Source organism: Microbacterium sp. NPDC057659, from assembly GCF_042799915.1.
In the GTDB taxonomy this organism is placed as follows: Bacteria; Actinomycetota; Actinomycetes; order Actinomycetales; family Microbacteriaceae; genus Microbacterium.
Map to the genome: position 1 here is coordinate 109,011 of NZ_JBHVHU010000004.1, position 14,045 is coordinate 123,055.

Consider the following 14,045-nt stretch of genomic DNA (forward strand, 5'->3'; position numbering starts at 1 on the left):
GAGCTAAAGTCATGGTCATGGCGAAGCCGATCCCGCCCAGAGCCGCGCCGGTCGCACTGCACGACCCACGTCGTCTGGATCCGGACGAGGAGATCGTGCGACGGTCGCATCTCTCCGACGACGAGCTCGCGCAGGTCGTCCGGGTGCTCGATGCGATGCACCGGTGGCGTGAGGCGGAGCGCGCCATGAGCGAGGAATCGCAGCGGTACATGAAGCTGGGCGAGACCGACATGAGGGCCCTTCGGCTGCTCATCGCCGCGCAGCGGCAGGATGCCGTCGTGACACCCGGCGACATCGCCGCGCACCTCGGCGTGTCCACGGCGTCGGTGACAAAACTGCTCGACCGCCTCGAGAAGGGCGGGCACATCCGCCGACGGCCTCATCCGACGGATCGACGCCGTCTGTCGATCGAGGTGACGGCGCGGACGCGGCGGGCTGCCAGGGAGAGCGTGGGGCGCTCGCACGCGCGGCGCTTCGACGTCATCGCCGCTCTCTCGGCCGAGCAGCGTGCCGTCGTCGAGGGCTTCTTCGACGACCTCGCCGCGACTGCAGACCCTGACGGGGAGCGCGAAGGGCACTGAACGGCTGCGCCATCCGCGACGCGGGAATACTCTGATCGGGACGGCGCTTGGCATACTCAGCGGTCCGCTCCTGCGCGTCCCGTCGTCGTTCTCCCAGGAGGTGTCATGGAAGGTCTCGAGGTCACCGTCCTGCTGGGCGCGACCATCGTCGTGGGCGCGATCATCGCGCCGCGGATACGGCTCGCGCTGCCGCTCGTGCTCGTCGTGCTCGGGCTGCTTCTCGGCTTCGTTCCCGCCCTGCGCGAGATCCAGCTGCCGCCCGAGACGGTGCTGCTGCTGTTCCTCCCGGTCATGCTGTTCTGGGAGAGCCTGACCACGTCGCTGCGGTCGATCCGCCGCGACTTCCGCTACATCCTGCCGATGAGCACCGTGCTCGTCGTCGCGAGCGCCTTCGCCGTCGCCGGCGTCGCCGTGCTGTTCGGCCTGCCGTGGGAGGCCGCACTGATCCTGGGTGCCGCGGTCGCACCGCCGGATGCCACGGCCGTCGCCGCCCTCGGCCGCCTGCTGCCTCGGCGGATGTTCATGAAGCTCAAGGCGGAGAGCCTCACCAACGACGGCACCGCGCTCGTGCTCTACGCGATCGCGGTCTCGCTCGCGATGGGATCCCGGATCACCCCGCTGTCGGTCACCTGGATGGTCGTCGTCTCCTACGTCGGCGGCATCGCCGCCGGGGTCGCGGTCGCCGGCCTCGGCTATCTGGTGCTGCGCCGCATGAGCTCGACGATCGTGATCAACGTCACGCTGCTGCTCCTGCCCTTCACGGCGTTCCTGGTGGCCGAGCTGGTTGAGGCGTCCGGCGTGCTCGCCGTCGTCGTCGCCGGCCTGATCGTGGCGGCGATCGCCCCGAGCATGACGACCGCCGCATCCCGCAGGCAGGCGGATGCCGCGTGGCCGTTCGGCGTGTACCTGCTCAACGGCGCACTGTTCGTGCTGATCGGCATCGAGGTGCAGTACGTCGTGCACGAGATCTCGGCTGCGATGATCGGATGGCTGGCGCTGGTGACCGTCGCGGTGTGGCTGGTGCTGCTGGCCGTGCGTCTGCTGTTCCAGTTGCTCACCGCGCCGTTCAGCAGGCACGCGTCGACGCTGCCGCCACGCACACGGGCACGAGCCTGGATCGTCAGCACCGTCGCGGGTATGCGCGGCGCGGTGTCGCTGGCGATCGCGCTCTCGGTGCCGCTCGCCACGGGCGCGGGAGACGCCGTCGAGGGCCGGGACTCCGTCATCTTCGTCACCGCCGGCGTCATCCTGCTCAGCCTGTTGGTGCAGGGCCCGCTGCTGCCCGCGATCGTGCGCTGGGCGAAGATCCCCGTCGACCACGCCGAGGACGAGGAGTACGAGATGGCAGAGCGTGCCATCTCGGGTGCAGCGCTGGCCGCGCTGGACGAGCTCGCCGCCGAGCACGGTGTCAGCGAGGAGGTGCGGGACCGCGCCCGCCGAGAAGGGTACGAGGCGCTCGAACTGGCCAACGCGCGCACCCTGGAGCGCGAACGCGCGCTCATCGACGCCGAGGTCGGCGCGATGGAGGCCATGCTCGACGAGCCGGACCCGCTCGCCATGGAGTCCGCGGTCGACCCGGCGATCGGGGGACCGGGTGCGCCACTGCAGATGCTCGCCGTCTCCACCGACGTCGACGTGCTGCAGCGCTCGCCGCTGGTGCGCCACGACGAGGCCACGCGTCTCAAGCTCGCCCTCATCGAGCGCAAGCGCACCGTGCTGCACGGGCTGCGTCGCTCCGGCACGGTCGACGACCTCATCGTGCGCCGGATCGCCGCGCGGATGGACCTCGAGGAGGTGCGTCTGCGCGGCATCGAGGAGCTCGGCTGACGCCGGCTGTGACGCCGTGTGACGGGCTGATTCGGGTGGCACCGGCGGACGCACGTACCGTGTTCGAGTCCCCCAAGAGAGGAACTCGATCACCATGTCACGACGCATCACGTCCGTCATCGCCGCCGCTGCGGCAGCCACCGCACTCGTCGCAGCCCTTGCTGGCTGCGCGTCCAAGCCCGCCGCCGACGGCACGTCGGACACCGCCGACAAGGTGGTCAAGGTCGGCGTCGTCGACAAGAGCACCGCCCAGTGGCCGGCGTTCGTCGAGGCCGCGAAGAAGGAGGGCATCACCGTCGAGCTGGTCGACTTCGCCTCCTACGAGCAGCCCAACCCCGCTCTCGCCGAGGGTGAGCTCGACCTGAACCAGTTCCAGCACATCGTCTACCTGGCCGACTACAACGTCTCCTCGGGCAAGGACCTCGTGCCGATCGGTGCGACTGCGATCTACCCGCTGGCGCTGTACTCGTCGAAGTACGACGACGTGAAGGACATCAAGAAGGGCGAGACCGTCGCGGTCCCCGATGACGCGTCGAACCAGGCTCGCGCCCTCCTCGTGCTGCAGTCCGCCGGACTCATCGAGCTGAAGAGCGGCGGCACGACCTTCTCCGACCTCGCCGACGTCGACAAGGACAAGTCCAAGGTCGAGGTCAAGGCTCTCGAGGCGGCACTCATCCCGCAGTCGCTGCCCGATGTGGCCGCCGCGATCATCAACAACGACTTCGTCGAGCAGGCCGGGCTGAAGTTCTCCGACGCCATCGCGCAGGACGACCCCACCGACCCCAACGCGCTGCCCTACGTCAACATCTTCGCCGCGCGCGCAGAGGACAAGGACAACGCGACCTACCTCAAGCTCGTCGACATCTTCCAGAACGACCCCGGTGTGCAGAAGGGCCTGCAGGAGGCGTCGGGCGACACCGCCGTGGCGCTGAAGACGCCGGTCGCCGACCTCGAGGACGCGCTGAAGAAGGTCGAGAAGGACACCGAGTCCGCGAAGGAAAGCGACTGACTCCAGACTGAGAGAGAATCGGGCGGTGCACCATCGCGCCGCCCGATTCCGCCGTTCACAGGAAGTACCCCCGACCATGGCCATCGTGACCCTGTCCGACGTCACGAAGACGTACCCGCCCGCCGACAAGAACGCCACCGTCGTCACCGCAGTCGATGACGTGACGCTCGACATCGAGAAGGGCGACGTCTTCGGCATCATCGGCTATTCGGGCGCCGGCAAGTCGACGCTCGTCCGCCTCATCAACGCCCTCGAACCGGCGTCGTCCGGCTCGATCACCGTCGACGGCATCGACATCACGCGTCTTTCCGAGCGCGAACTGCGCAGGGTGCGCAGCGGCATCGGCATGATCTTCCAGCAGTTCAACCTGTTCTCGTCGAAGAACGTGAAAGCCAACATCGCGTATCCGCTGAAGCTGGCGGGCTGGAAGAAGAGCGACATCGACGCCCGCGTCACCGAACTGCTGGCCTTCGTCGGCCTGTCGGACAAGGCCAAGGCCTACCCCGAGCAGCTCTCCGGCGGGCAGAAGCAGCGTGTCGGCATCGCCCGCGCACTCGCCACCGGCCCCGACATCCTGCTCGCCGACGAGGCGACCAGCGCGCTCGACCCGCAGACCACGCACGAGGTGCTCGAGCTCCTCAAGCGCGTGAACGAGGAGCAGGGGGTCACGATCGTCGTCATCACCCACGAGATGGACGTCATCCAGACGATCGCGACCAAGGTCGCCGTGATGGAGGGCGGCCGTGTCATCGAACAGGGTGATGTGTTCGATGTGTTCTCGAACCCGCAGAACCCGGCATCCCAGCGGTTCGTCGGCACCGTCATCAAGGGCGTGCCGTCGCCGGCCGAGGCGGCTTCGCTGCGCGAACGGCATGACGGGCGGCTGGTGACCTTCTCGTTCCGCGACGGTGATTCGTCGCAGGCGCAGGTCTTCCTGGATCTCGCGAACGCCGGGCTCGGCTTCGAGCTGGTCTACGGCGGCATCAACGACATCCGCGGACGCGCCTTCGGCCACCTCACGCTTGCGATCAGAGGCACGGATGCCGCGATCGATGCGGCACTGTCGACGATCGGCGCGCATGCGCAGGTCACCGAGCTCGAAGGCGAGGCGCGCTGATGGACAGGCTCAACGAGCTGTGGCCCGAACTCTGGCAGGCGGCCCTCGAGACGCTCTACATGGCGACCTTCGCCCTCATCATGGCGGGGGTGCTCGGCACGTTCATCGGAATCGCCCTGTACCTCACCCGTCGCGGCGGCCTGCTGCCGAACCGGGTGATCAGCTTCATCCTCGAGCTGTTCGTGAACTTCTTCCGGCCCATCCCGTTCCTGATCTTCATCGCGGTCGCACAGCCGCTCACCAGGGCCGTCGTCGGCGTCGGCATCGGCACCACGGCAGGGGCCTTCGCGATCGGCCTCGCGGCGTCCTTCGCCATCGGACGGATCGTGGAACAGCACCTCGTCTCGGTGTCGCCCGGGGTGATCGAAGCGGCGCGCGCGATGGGCGCCGGTCCCTGGCGCATCCTGTTCACGGTCGTGATCCCCGAGTCGCTCGGTCCGTTGATCCTCGGGTACACGTTCGTCGTCGTCGCTCTGATCGACATGACCGCCATGGCCGGGGCTGTGGGCGGTGGCGGGCTCGGCGCGTTCGCCCTGACCTACGGCTTCCGGCGCTTCGAGCCGATCGTGATGTGGGCGGCGATCATCCTCATCGTCGTCTTCGTGCATCTGGTGCAGCTCCTCGGCACGAAGCTGGCCCGCAAGGTCATGCGGCGCTGAGCGATCCCTCGGGTTCCGCATAGCGGGATCGCGTAGCGTCCTGTGACATGAACGTGGTCGACGTCATCGTCGTGGTGCTGCTGATCGTGGCACTCCTCAGCGGCATCCGCGCCGGCCTTTTCGCCGTGCTCGGCATGCTCTGCGGCCTGGTCGCCGCAGGCCTGGCCGCGCCTTGGGTGCTGCCGTGGGTCTCCGGTCTGACGGCGTCCGGCGACTGGCACGGCTTCTCCGTCGTCGGCGCTGCCGTGCTGCTGCTCGCGCTCGGCGCGGGCATCGGGGCCGCGATCGGCGCCGTCATCAGAAGCGGTGCCGACAAGCTCAAGCTGCGCGGAATCGAACGTCTGCTCGGCGGGGTGCTCGCCGTCGTGACAGCGGCTCTCGCGCTCACCCTGACCGGGGCGGGCATCGCCGCGGCGGGCATCCCCGTCGTGTCGTCCTCCGTCGCATCGTCCGTGGTCCTCCGCACCATCGAGGACACCACGCCGCCGCCGGTCGCGGACGCGATGGCCCGCCTGCAGTCGGCGGTGCTCGGCGACACCACGCTGCCGACCATCGACGGGCTGCTCGACGAGAGCGACCTGGCGAAGGCTCCTGACCCCGACGAGATCGATACGGACGACCCGGCCCTCGCCGCCGCTGCGCGCTCGGTCGCGAAGGTCTCGGGCATGGCACCCGCCTGCGGCATCGTCTCCAGCGGCTCCGGGTTCGTCGTCGCAGACGACCTGATCGTCACCAACGCGCACGTCGTGGCCGGCGTGGACGCGCCGATCGTCGAGCTGCCCGGCGAGCCCGCGCGGGACGGCCGCGTGGTGTACTTCGACCCGGTCGACGACCTCGCGGTCGTCTCGGCGGACGTGACCGCCCGCCCGCTGACGCTGTCGGACGCGCTGAAGGCCGGTGACGGTGGCGTCGTGCAGGGGTATCCGCACGGTGGCCCGTTCCGCACGATCCCCGCAGGCGTCATCAGTTCGAGCACCCTGCTGATCGACGACATCTACGGCGGGAACGCCACCGAGCGCTCGGTGTACACGCTTCGGGCCGACGTGCAGCCGGGCAACTCCGGCGGACCGCTGCTCACCCAGGGCGGTGCTGTCGCCGGCGTGGTCTTCGCCCGCGACGAGGTGCAGCCCCAGGTCGGGTACGCGATGACGAACGCCGAGCTGCTCCCCGTGATCGCACGGCTCGACTCCCGGATGCGTGCGGTTCCGACCGGCGCCTGTCACGGCTGACTACGACGGCCGCTCCCGCAGCGTCCGCTTCGTGACGAACTCACGCGGTGTCCCGCTGAGCGGGTCGATGAACCGCAGTTCTCTCGCGAGCAGCTGCAGGGGCCTGCCGAAGTCGTCCGGCGCCTCGGGCAGCAGATCAGGATAGAACCCGTCGTTCAGGATGCCCGCGCCGAGAGCCGACAGGTGCACGCGCAGCTGGTGCATCTTGCCGCTGTGCGGCCGCAGCATCGTGTGCACGACGCGATCGTCGAAGTCGATCAGCTCGATCAATGTCTCGGAGTTCGGCTCGCGCTCCGAGTCGCTGCGCACGCAGACGTGCGCGCGCAGCTTCTCGATGTGATTGCGGTACACGATCGGAAAGCGGATGCCCGAGAGCGCAGGCTCCGCGGCATCCCAGTCCTCGGGCAGAGCGGAGACCGCCTCGTAGACCTTCTCGACCGTCCGCTTCTCGAACAGCAGCTGGTAGGCGCCACGGGTCTCGGGGCGCGTCGAGAACATCAGCAGACCGGCCGTCGCGCGGTCGAGCCGGTGGATCGGTGTGAGATCGGCGTTGTCCAGCAGGTTGCGCAGCCGCACCAGCGCGGAGTTCTGCAGGTACTTGCCACCGGGTGTCGTCGGAAGGAAGTGCGGCTTGTCGACGACCACGAGGTCGCGGTCCTGGTGCAGGATCTCGACCTCGAAGGGGATCTCGCGCTCCTCGGGCGGCTCGCGGTAGTACCAGACGAACTCCTCGGCGCCCAGAGGCGTGTGCCGCGTCAGTGCCGAGCCGTCGATCGCGACGATCTCTCCGCGGTCGAAGCGCCGAAGCAGCCGCTCGGGATCGAGGTGCGAGAACCGCTCGGCCATGTACTGCGCGACCGTGCTCCACGGCCCCTCCAGCGGCACGTGCAGCCGCGTCGCTCCGACGCCGTCGCGTACCGGGAGCGGTGACGCCATCGCCATCAGACGTCGAAGCTCAGGCTCAGCTTGCGCAGCAGCCCGGCCAGTCGTTCCCGGTCGGGGCGGGGGAGCGCCGCCAGCAGGGTGGCCTCCGCATCGACCAGCCGGGTGATCGCGGCATCCACCCTGACCTTGCCGTCGTCGGTGAGCGTGACGAGCACGCTGCGGCCGTCACCGGGGTCGGCCTCGCGGCGCACCAGGCGACGGGCGACGAGGCGGTCGATCCGGTTGGTCATCGTGCCGCTGGAGACCAGGGTCTGCTGCAGCAGCTGCTTCGGCGACAGCTGGAAGGGCGAGCCCGCGCGGCGCAGTGCCGAGAGCACGTCCCACTCCCAGGACTCCAGGTCGCTGCGGTGGAACACGTCGCGGCGCGCGCGATCCAGGTGGCGGGACAGCCGGTCCACTCTGGACAGCACCTCGAGCGGCGAGAAGTCGAGGTCGGGACGCTGGGTCTGCCACGCCGCGACGATCCGGTCGACCTCGTCGCTCGCCCGCTGCTCGCCGATGCTCATCCGTCCATTATCGCGGCAGGTCGAGGGCCGGCGGTTCCGCGGCGCGGGGCGCGGCGAGCAGCTGCATCGTGAAGAACAGGCTGTGAGGATCGTCGGTGTACGAGCCGAAGGGCTCGCACTCGTCGAAGCCGGCCTTCGCGTAGAGCCGATGCGCGGGCCAGAAGTAGTCGCTCGCGCCGGTCTCCAGCGACACCCGCTGCACGCCGCGCGCGCATCGTCGATCAGTGCGCGGAGCATCGTCGATCCCACACCGCGGCCGCGTGCAAGGGGAGTCGTCCGCATCGACTTGAGCTCCTCATGGCCCGGGTCCAGCGGGACGAGTGCCCCGGTGCCGACGAGTTCGTCGGCCACGGTCGCGGAGAACAGGCGAACCGTCGGCGCGAACAGCTGGGACTCGTCCAGCGCGTGCCTGCTCTCCGCAGGTGCAGTCGGCGCCAGGTCGCGCAGATGGTCGGCGAGGAAGCGCTCGAGAGCAGGGGTCGGCACGTGCACACGGGTGATCCGGATCGTCATGGTTCCACCGTGGCCCACGCCCGTTACGGTGACGTTGCCGGCTGGTTCCGCGCCCGTCACGCGCGGCGACGCATGGCAGACTTGACGGGCGGCCCGCTCCGGTGGACCGCGGTCCGCCGTGGTGTAATGGCAGCACGACAGCCTTTGGAGCTGTGAGGTTCAGGTTCGAGTCCTGGCGGCGGAGCATGACGCAGAACAATCTCGCCATCATCGTCCTGGCCGCAGGACAGGGCACCCGCATGAAGTCCAAGCGCCCCAAGGTGCTGCACGAGATCGGCGGGCGCCCGCTGGTCGGCCACGTGCTCACCCAGGCAGCCGCGCTGGACGCGTCGTACGTCGAGGTCGTCGTGCGGCACGAGCGCGACCAGGTGGTCGCGGCGCTGACCGCCCAGTACCCCGAGGCCGTGATCGTCGATCAGGATGAGGTGCCCGGCACCGGCCGCGCCGTGCAGGTCGCGCTCGACGCGCTGCCGGCCGACTTCGACGGCGATGTCCTGGTGCTCTCCGGTGACGTGCCGCTGCTCGAGGCCGACACGCTGCGCGCCCTCATCGACGGCCACCGTGCGGCATCCGCAGCCGCCACCCTGCTGAGCGCGGTCCTCGACGACCCGACCGGCTACGGCCGCATCATCCGCGACGCGGCGGGCGGCGTGCAGCGCATCGTCGAGCAGAAGGACGCGGATGCCGCAGAGGCGGCCGTGCACGAGATCAACGCGGGCGTCTACGTGTTCCGCGCCTCTCAGCTGCGCACGCACCTGGCCCGCATCACCCAGGACAACGCCCAGGGCGAGCTGTATCTCACCGACGTGATCGGGCTGCTGCGTGACGACGCCCAGCCGGTCGCGGCGGAGATCGCCGTCGACGCGGCATCCACCTTCGGCATCAACGACCGCATCCAGCTCGCCGAGGCGGGCAAGGTGCTGCGGCAGCGCATCATCCGTCGCTGGCAGCGGGAGGGCGTCACTGTCGTCGACCCTGAGACCACCTGGATCGACGACGACGCCGTGCTGGCGCCCGATGTGACGATCCTGCCGAACACGCAGCTGCTGCGGGCCACCAAGGTCGAGTCCGGCGCGATCATCGGTCCTGACACGACGCTGGTCGACTGCGAGGTCGGCGAGGACGCGGTGGTCAAGCGCACCGACGCGACCCTCGCCGTGATCGGCGCACGCGCCACCGTCGGTCCGTTCTCGTACCTGCGCGCGGGTACCGTGCTCGGTGAGGGCGGCAAGATCGGCGCCTACGTCGAGACGAAGAACGCCCAGATCGGTGAGGGCTCCAAGGTGCCGCACCTGTCCTACGTCGGCGACGCGACGATCGGCCGCGGAGTGAACCTCGGCGCCAGCACGATCACCGCGAACTACGACGATGTGAACAAGCACCGCACCGAGATCGGCGACGAGGTGCACACCGGCTCGCACACGGTGCTCGTCGCGCCCGTTAGGCTTGGTGCTGGAGCGAAGACCGGGGCCGGTGCCGTCGTCCGCAAGGACGTTCCGGCGGGTGCACTGGCCATGAGCGTCGCCCCTCAGCGCAATGTCGAGGGGTGGGTCGAGAAGAACAGGGCCGGCACGGCCGCGGCGGATGCTGCGGCACGGGCCGAATCGGCGGAATAGGCGGACCCATGGGGCGCAAGAAGAAGACGATCGAGCTGGACCGCGAGAACGGCGTCGCGCCGGGTCTGATCGCCAAGACCAAGAAGCGGCTCGTCGTCGCGGGCGGGCGATCGGTTCCCGAGCTGACGCGACAGGTCGCGGGTGCCCTCGGCACCGAGATCGCGCCTGTCGAGCACCGGACGTTCGCGTCCGGTGAGATCTACGCCCGGTTCGAGGTGTCGATCCGCGGCTGCGACCTGTTCATCGTGCAGTCGTTCGGCGAGCCGGTGAACGAGTGGCTGATGGAGACGCTGATCATGCTCGACGCCGCCAAGCGCGCGTCGGCCAAGCGCATCACCGTCGTCGCCCCGTACTACCCGTACTCCCGTCAGGACAAGAAGGGCCGCGGCCGCGAGCCGATCAGCGCCCGCCTCGTGGCCGACCTGCTGAAGACCGCCGGCGCCGACCGCGTGATGAGCGTCGACCTGCACGCCGCGCAGATCCAGGGCTTCTTCGACGGACCGGTCGACCACCTGTTCGCCAAGCCCGTGCTGCTGAAGCACTTCGAGGAGACCCTCACCGCGGAAGACCGTGAGACGCTCACGATCGTCTCGCCCGACATGGGCCGCGTGCGCGTGGCGGACACCTGGTCGGACAGCCTTGACGCGCCGCTCGCGATCATCCACAAGCGCCGCGACCCGAAGGTCGCCAACCAGGTGTCGGTGCACGAGATCGTCGGCGCCGTCGACGGTCGCACCTGCCTGCTGGTCGATGACATGATCGACACCGGTGGCACGATCGTCAAGGCCGCGCAGGCGCTCAAGGCCAACGGCGCCCGCAAGGTGATCGTGGCCGCCACTCACGCGATCTTCAGCGACCCGGCATCCGATCGTCTGCAGGACTCCGCGATCGACGAGGTCGTCGTCACCGACACCATCCCGCTGACCGAGTCGCGCCGGTTCCCCGGGCTTACGATCCTGCCGATCGCGCCGCTGCTCGCGACCGCGATCAAGCAGGTGTTCGAGGACGGCTCGGTCACGAGCATGTTCAACGGCGAGGCGTGACGCGCCTTATCCCGTTCATGGGTTCTCTGGAGAGTTCTCATAGGCCCGCATCGGATGCTGGACTCATGAACTCCCAGACGACCCGCACTCTGACCGCTCTCGCCGGCGCCGCCGGCGTGCTGCTGCTGGCCGGATGCTCCGGCGCGGCGGACGCCGACACCTCGACCTCGGCCGGGTCGTATCAGGACGGCACGTACACCGCCGAGGGGTCGTACCAGACGCCGGAGACGGTCGAGACGATCTCGGTGACCCTGACGCTGTCCGGGGGCACGGTCAGCGACCTCGAGGTCACCGGCGATCCGCAGGCACCGGAGACCGAGCAGTACCAGGGGCAGTTCATCGACGGCATCGACGCGCTCGTCGACGGCAAGAAGATCGACGATCTGAAGGTCGATCGCGTCGCCGGGTCGTCGCTGACCAGCGCCGGCTTCGACCAGGCGATCGAGAAGATCAAGAAGCAGGCCGCCGAGTAGCGTGACCTTCCCTGCCCCGGTCTCACGCGATGCGGTCCGGGGCGTCGAACACCGGCAGGGAGTGAGACCGGAGCCATGGAGACCTGGCGATTCGAGGCGATCGGCACGGTCTGGGAGATCGAGTCCGAGGAGCGGCTCGGTGTGCGGGAGCGGGGTGCGGTCACGACGGCGATCGAGTCCTTCGACGCCGAGTGGTCGCGATTCCGTGCCGACTCCGTCGTGTCCCGGCTCGCGGACGGGGGAGAGGCCCCCGTGCCGGCGGACGCCGCGGCGATGCTGGACCTGTACCGGGAACTCTCGGATGCCACGGCCGGCGCGGTGAACCCGCTCGCCGGTGCGAGCCTCGCGGCGCTCGGCTATGACGCCGAGTACTCGCTGGTCGCCGGTGCGGCGCGGGCAGCACCCGCGGACTGGACCGAGACCCTGCGCTGGTCGGATGCCGCGCTGTCGCTCTCCGCGCCTGCAGCGATCGACGTCGGCGCGCTCGGGAAGGGACGCCTGGTCGACCTCGTGCTCGCCACGCTGCCCTCGGGCGGGCGCGTGGTCGTGGATGCGGGCGGCGACCTCGCCGTCCGCGGCGGCAGCATCCGCATCGCTCTGGAGCATCCGTACGACCCGACCCGTGCGATCGGCGTCGTGGACGTGGGCGACCTGGCGCTGTGCGCCTCGGCGACCAACCGACGGGCCTGGGGCGACGGCCTGCATCACGTCCTCGACGCACGCACCGGCATCCCCGTGCGCACCTGGGCGGCGACCTGGGCGCTCGCGACCGACGCGATGCTCGCCGACGCCGCGACCACCGCCCTGTTCTTCGACGGCGGCCCGGCATTCGCAGACTCCCACGGCATCGACTGGGTGCGGATGTCCACCGACGGGCGCATACAGGCGTCCGCGGGCTTCCCCGGCGAGCTCTTCGTCCGGGCACCATAGGGGAGACTTGTGCCTGTGATCAGTTCTCTCACCGCGTCGCGTCAGCGCGTGCTGGCCGTGCTCGCGGCGATCTCGATGTACAGGTTCGTGCTGTTCGCGCTGATCGGGCTCGCCGTCATCGCCCTCGGGCTGTCGTTCTTCGACGAGATCGGTCCCACCGCCGTCGAACTCCTCGCGACCTTCGTGGTTCTCGCGCTCGTGATCTCGGGAGTGGATGCCGCGGCGCAGCGCATCCTGCGGCTGCCCTGGCGCGTCGAGTCCTCTCTGGTCACGTCGCTGATCCTGCTGTTCGTGCTGCAGCCGCAGCTGACGCTCCCCGGGTTGGGTGGGATCGCGCTGGCGGGCGCACTGGCGAGCCTGTCGAAGTACGTGATCGCGTGGCGCGGCAGGCACATCCTCAACCCGGCGGCTTTCGGCGCCGCGGTCGTGTCGGTCTTCGGCCTGGGCACGACGGCGTCGTGGTGGGTGGGCACGCCGGCGATGGCCGTGCCGGTCGCCGTGCTCGGCCTGCTGGTGCTGTGGCGCACCGAGAAGGTGCGCGTCGTGCTGCTGTTCGTCGTGATCGCGGTCGGCACGTCGGTGGTGCGGCAGGCGGTGCAGCTGCCCGCGGCCGGACTCGACTTCTTCCTCGGCGACTCGATCGGCATGGCGCTGCTGCAGTCGCCGATCCTGTTCCTCGGCGCGTTCATGCTCTCCGAGCCGCTGACGCTTCCGCCACGGCGCTGGCAGCAGTTCTGGGTCGCCGCGGTGGTCGGCATGCTGGTGGGGTGGCCGATCTCGATCGCCGGCCTGCTCACGCTCGGTCAGGAGCGCGCCCTGCTGATCGGCAACCTGCTCGCCTTCGCATTCGCCCTGCGCGGTTCGGTGCGTCTGGTGCTCGAGAAGCGCGAGTTCGTGACGCCCACGGTGCAGGAGCTCACGTTCCGTACGAAGAGCCGGCTGCGGTTCCTCGCCGGGCAGTACCTCGAGCTCGACGTGCCGCATCACCGGCCGGATGCCCGCGGTACACGGCGCGAGTTCAGCATCCTGTCCGCGCCCTCCGACCTGCCGACGCTGCGCATCGCGTACAAGAACGGCGATCAGCAGCATCCGTCCAGCTACAAGCGCGCGCTCGCCGAGGCGCAGCCCGGCGCGGTGCTCGCGGTGACGGGCACCTGGGGCGACTTCGTGCTGCCGCGCGGCGAGGCGCCGGTGCTGATGGTCGCCGCAGGCATCGGCGTCACGCCCTTCGTCTCCCAGCTGCGCGAGCTGCACGGCACCGGCGCGGATCGCGATGCCGTGCTGATCTACGTCGCCTCGGATGCCGCGGAGCTGGCGTTCCGCGACGAGCTGGCCGCGACCGGCGTGCCGGTGATCGTGTTCACCCGCGATCGTCCGCTCGATCTGCCGGCGCACTGGACCTGGGCTCGCGGCGTGCGTCTGGACGCCGACGGCCTGGAGCAGGTCGTCCCCGATCTGCCGACCAGGCACGCGTACATCTCCGGACCGCCCCGCCTGATCGCCGACCTGGCCCCCGCGCTGCAGAAGGCCCGCTCTCTGACCACCGACGCCTTCGCCGGTTACTGAGACGTCGTCCGTCCCGCGGGACTTCCGTTCG

14 protein-coding genes, 1 tRNA gene and 1 pseudogene are annotated in these 14,045 nt (G+C 69.6%); 12 read left to right on the top strand and 4 right to left on the bottom strand.

All coding sequences use genetic code 11. The features are described from left to right. Positions 1 to 17 precede the first annotated feature (17 nt). From ACFVAE_RS16955 to ACFVAE_RS16980, 6 genes are all read left to right on the top strand, one after another. On the top strand, positions 18 to 581 hold the full coding sequence (locus ACFVAE_RS16955; protein ID WP_378859050.1) for a MarR family winged helix-turn-helix transcriptional regulator: 564 nt from the start codon (positions 18 to 20) through the stop codon (positions 579 to 581). A 105-nt stretch (positions 582 to 686) separates the two neighbouring features. Next, positions 687 to 2,408 carry a Na+/H+ antiporter gene (locus ACFVAE_RS16960; RefSeq protein WP_378894717.1) on the top strand — a complete coding sequence of 574 codons (1,722 nt, stop codon included), beginning with the start codon at positions 687 to 689 and terminating at the stop codon, positions 2,406 to 2,408. Between the two features lie 94 nt (positions 2,409 to 2,502). Beyond that, complete coding sequence (locus ACFVAE_RS16965; protein WP_378894720.1) at positions 2,503 to 3,417, top strand: MetQ/NlpA family ABC transporter substrate-binding protein; 915 nt, start codon at positions 2,503 to 2,505, stop codon at positions 3,415 to 3,417. A 76-nt stretch (positions 3,418 to 3,493) separates the two neighbouring features. Next, positions 3,494 to 4,534: a methionine ABC transporter ATP-binding protein gene (locus ACFVAE_RS16970; RefSeq protein ID WP_378894723.1), complete on the top strand. Its 1,041-nt coding sequence runs from the start codon at positions 3,494 to 3,496 to the stop codon at positions 4,532 to 4,534. Further along, positions 4,534 to 5,193, top strand: a complete 660-nt coding sequence (locus tag ACFVAE_RS16975) for a methionine ABC transporter permease (RefSeq protein WP_378894726.1) — start codon at positions 4,534 to 4,536, stop codon at positions 5,191 to 5,193. Before ACFVAE_RS16970 ends, ACFVAE_RS16975 begins: the two co-directional genes overlap by 1 nt. A gap of 47 nt (positions 5,194 to 5,240) precedes the next feature. Further along, positions 5,241 to 6,422, top strand: coding sequence for a MarP family serine protease (locus ACFVAE_RS16980; protein WP_378894729.1), 1,182 nt, complete (start codon positions 5,241 to 5,243; stop codon positions 6,420 to 6,422). Here ACFVAE_RS16980 and ACFVAE_RS16985 read toward each other — a convergent pair whose 3' ends face one another. The 4 genes and pseudogenes from ACFVAE_RS16985 to ACFVAE_RS17000 form a co-directional block, all read right to left on the bottom strand. Further along, positions 6,423 to 7,358 carry a pseudouridine synthase gene (locus ACFVAE_RS16985; RefSeq protein ID WP_378894732.1) on the bottom strand — a complete coding sequence of 312 codons (936 nt, stop codon included), beginning with the start codon at positions 7,356 to 7,358 and terminating at the stop codon, positions 6,423 to 6,425. Between the two features lie 5 nt (positions 7,359 to 7,363). Continuing rightward, positions 7,364 to 7,873: a MarR family winged helix-turn-helix transcriptional regulator gene (locus tag ACFVAE_RS16990; RefSeq protein ID WP_378895044.1), complete on the bottom strand. Its 510-nt coding sequence runs from the start codon at positions 7,871 to 7,873 to the stop codon at positions 7,364 to 7,366. Positions 7,874 to 7,880: 7 nt separating this feature from the next. Next, the gene (locus tag ACFVAE_RS16995; protein WP_378895057.1) at positions 7,881 to 8,066 is read right to left on the bottom strand and encodes a hypothetical protein; all 186 of its coding nucleotides are present in this window, start codon (positions 8,064 to 8,066) and stop codon (positions 7,881 to 7,883) included. A 56-nt stretch (positions 8,067 to 8,122) separates the two neighbouring features. Next, positions 8,123 to 8,386, bottom strand: a pseudogene (locus ACFVAE_RS17000) (GNAT family N-acetyltransferase); the annotation flags it as partial. A gap of 112 nt (positions 8,387 to 8,498) precedes the next feature. On the opposite strand from ACFVAE_RS17000, the gene ACFVAE_RS17005 reads away from it, so the two are divergent. From ACFVAE_RS17005 to ACFVAE_RS17030, 6 genes are all read left to right on the top strand, one after another. Beyond that, positions 8,499 to 8,570, top strand: a tRNA-Gln gene (locus ACFVAE_RS17005). 1 nt (position 8,571) lies between these two features. Further along, entirely contained in the window at positions 8,572 to 10,002 is a 1,431-nt protein-coding gene (gene glmU, locus ACFVAE_RS17010) for a bifunctional UDP-N-acetylglucosamine diphosphorylase/glucosamine-1-phosphate N-acetyltransferase GlmU (RefSeq protein ID WP_378894734.1), read from the top strand. Positions 10,003 to 10,010: 8 nt separating this feature from the next. Further along, positions 10,011 to 11,045, top strand: coding sequence for a ribose-phosphate diphosphokinase (locus ACFVAE_RS17015; protein ID WP_378859058.1), 1,035 nt, complete (start codon positions 10,011 to 10,013; stop codon positions 11,043 to 11,045). A 65-nt stretch (positions 11,046 to 11,110) separates the two neighbouring features. Continuing rightward, complete coding sequence (locus tag ACFVAE_RS17020) at positions 11,111 to 11,518, top strand: FMN-binding protein (RefSeq protein WP_378894736.1); 408 nt, start codon at positions 11,111 to 11,113, stop codon at positions 11,516 to 11,518. Between the two features lie 75 nt (positions 11,519 to 11,593). Next, positions 11,594 to 12,448, top strand: coding sequence for an FAD:protein FMN transferase (locus ACFVAE_RS17025; protein ID WP_378894739.1), 855 nt, complete (start codon positions 11,594 to 11,596; stop codon positions 12,446 to 12,448). 15 nt (positions 12,449 to 12,463) lie between these two features. After that, entirely contained in the window at positions 12,464 to 14,014 is a 1,551-nt protein-coding gene (locus ACFVAE_RS17030) for an FAD-dependent oxidoreductase (RefSeq protein ID WP_378894741.1), read from the top strand. The last annotated feature ends 31 nt before the right edge of the window (positions 14,015 to 14,045 follow it).

Excerpts from the sequence above, each read along its gene's own strand:
- ACFVAE_RS16955 (WP_378859050.1), top strand. The coding sequence starts at position 18 with ATGGCGAAGCCGATCCCGCCCAGAGCCGCGCCGGTCGCACTGCACGAC.
- ACFVAE_RS16960 (WP_378894717.1), top strand. The coding sequence starts at position 687 with ATGGAAGGTCTCGAGGTCACCGTCCTGCTGGGCGCGACCATCGTCGTG.
- ACFVAE_RS16965 (WP_378894720.1), top strand. The coding sequence starts at position 2,503 with ATGTCACGACGCATCACGTCCGTCATCGCCGCCGCTGCGGCAGCCACC.
- ACFVAE_RS16970 (WP_378894723.1), top strand. The coding sequence starts at position 3,494 with ATGGCCATCGTGACCCTGTCCGACGTCACGAAGACGTACCCGCCCGCC.
- ACFVAE_RS16975 (WP_378894726.1), top strand. The coding sequence starts at position 4,534 with ATGGACAGGCTCAACGAGCTGTGGCCCGAACTCTGGCAGGCGGCCCTC.
- ACFVAE_RS16980 (WP_378894729.1), top strand. The coding sequence starts at position 5,241 with ATGAACGTGGTCGACGTCATCGTCGTGGTGCTGCTGATCGTGGCACTC.
- ACFVAE_RS16985 (WP_378894732.1), bottom strand. The coding sequence starts at position 7,358 with ATGGCGTCACCGCTCCCGGTACGCGACGGCGTCGGAGCGACGCGGCTG.
- ACFVAE_RS16990 (WP_378895044.1), bottom strand. The coding sequence starts at position 7,873 with ATGAGCATCGGCGAGCAGCGGGCGAGCGACGAGGTCGACCGGATCGTC.
- glmU (WP_378894734.1), top strand. The coding sequence starts at position 8,572 with ATGACGCAGAACAATCTCGCCATCATCGTCCTGGCCGCAGGACAGGGC.
- ACFVAE_RS17015 (WP_378859058.1), top strand. The coding sequence starts at position 10,011 with ATGGGGCGCAAGAAGAAGACGATCGAGCTGGACCGCGAGAACGGCGTC.
- ACFVAE_RS17020 (WP_378894736.1), top strand. The coding sequence starts at position 11,111 with ATGAACTCCCAGACGACCCGCACTCTGACCGCTCTCGCCGGCGCCGCC.
- ACFVAE_RS17025 (WP_378894739.1), top strand. The coding sequence starts at position 11,594 with ATGGAGACCTGGCGATTCGAGGCGATCGGCACGGTCTGGGAGATCGAG.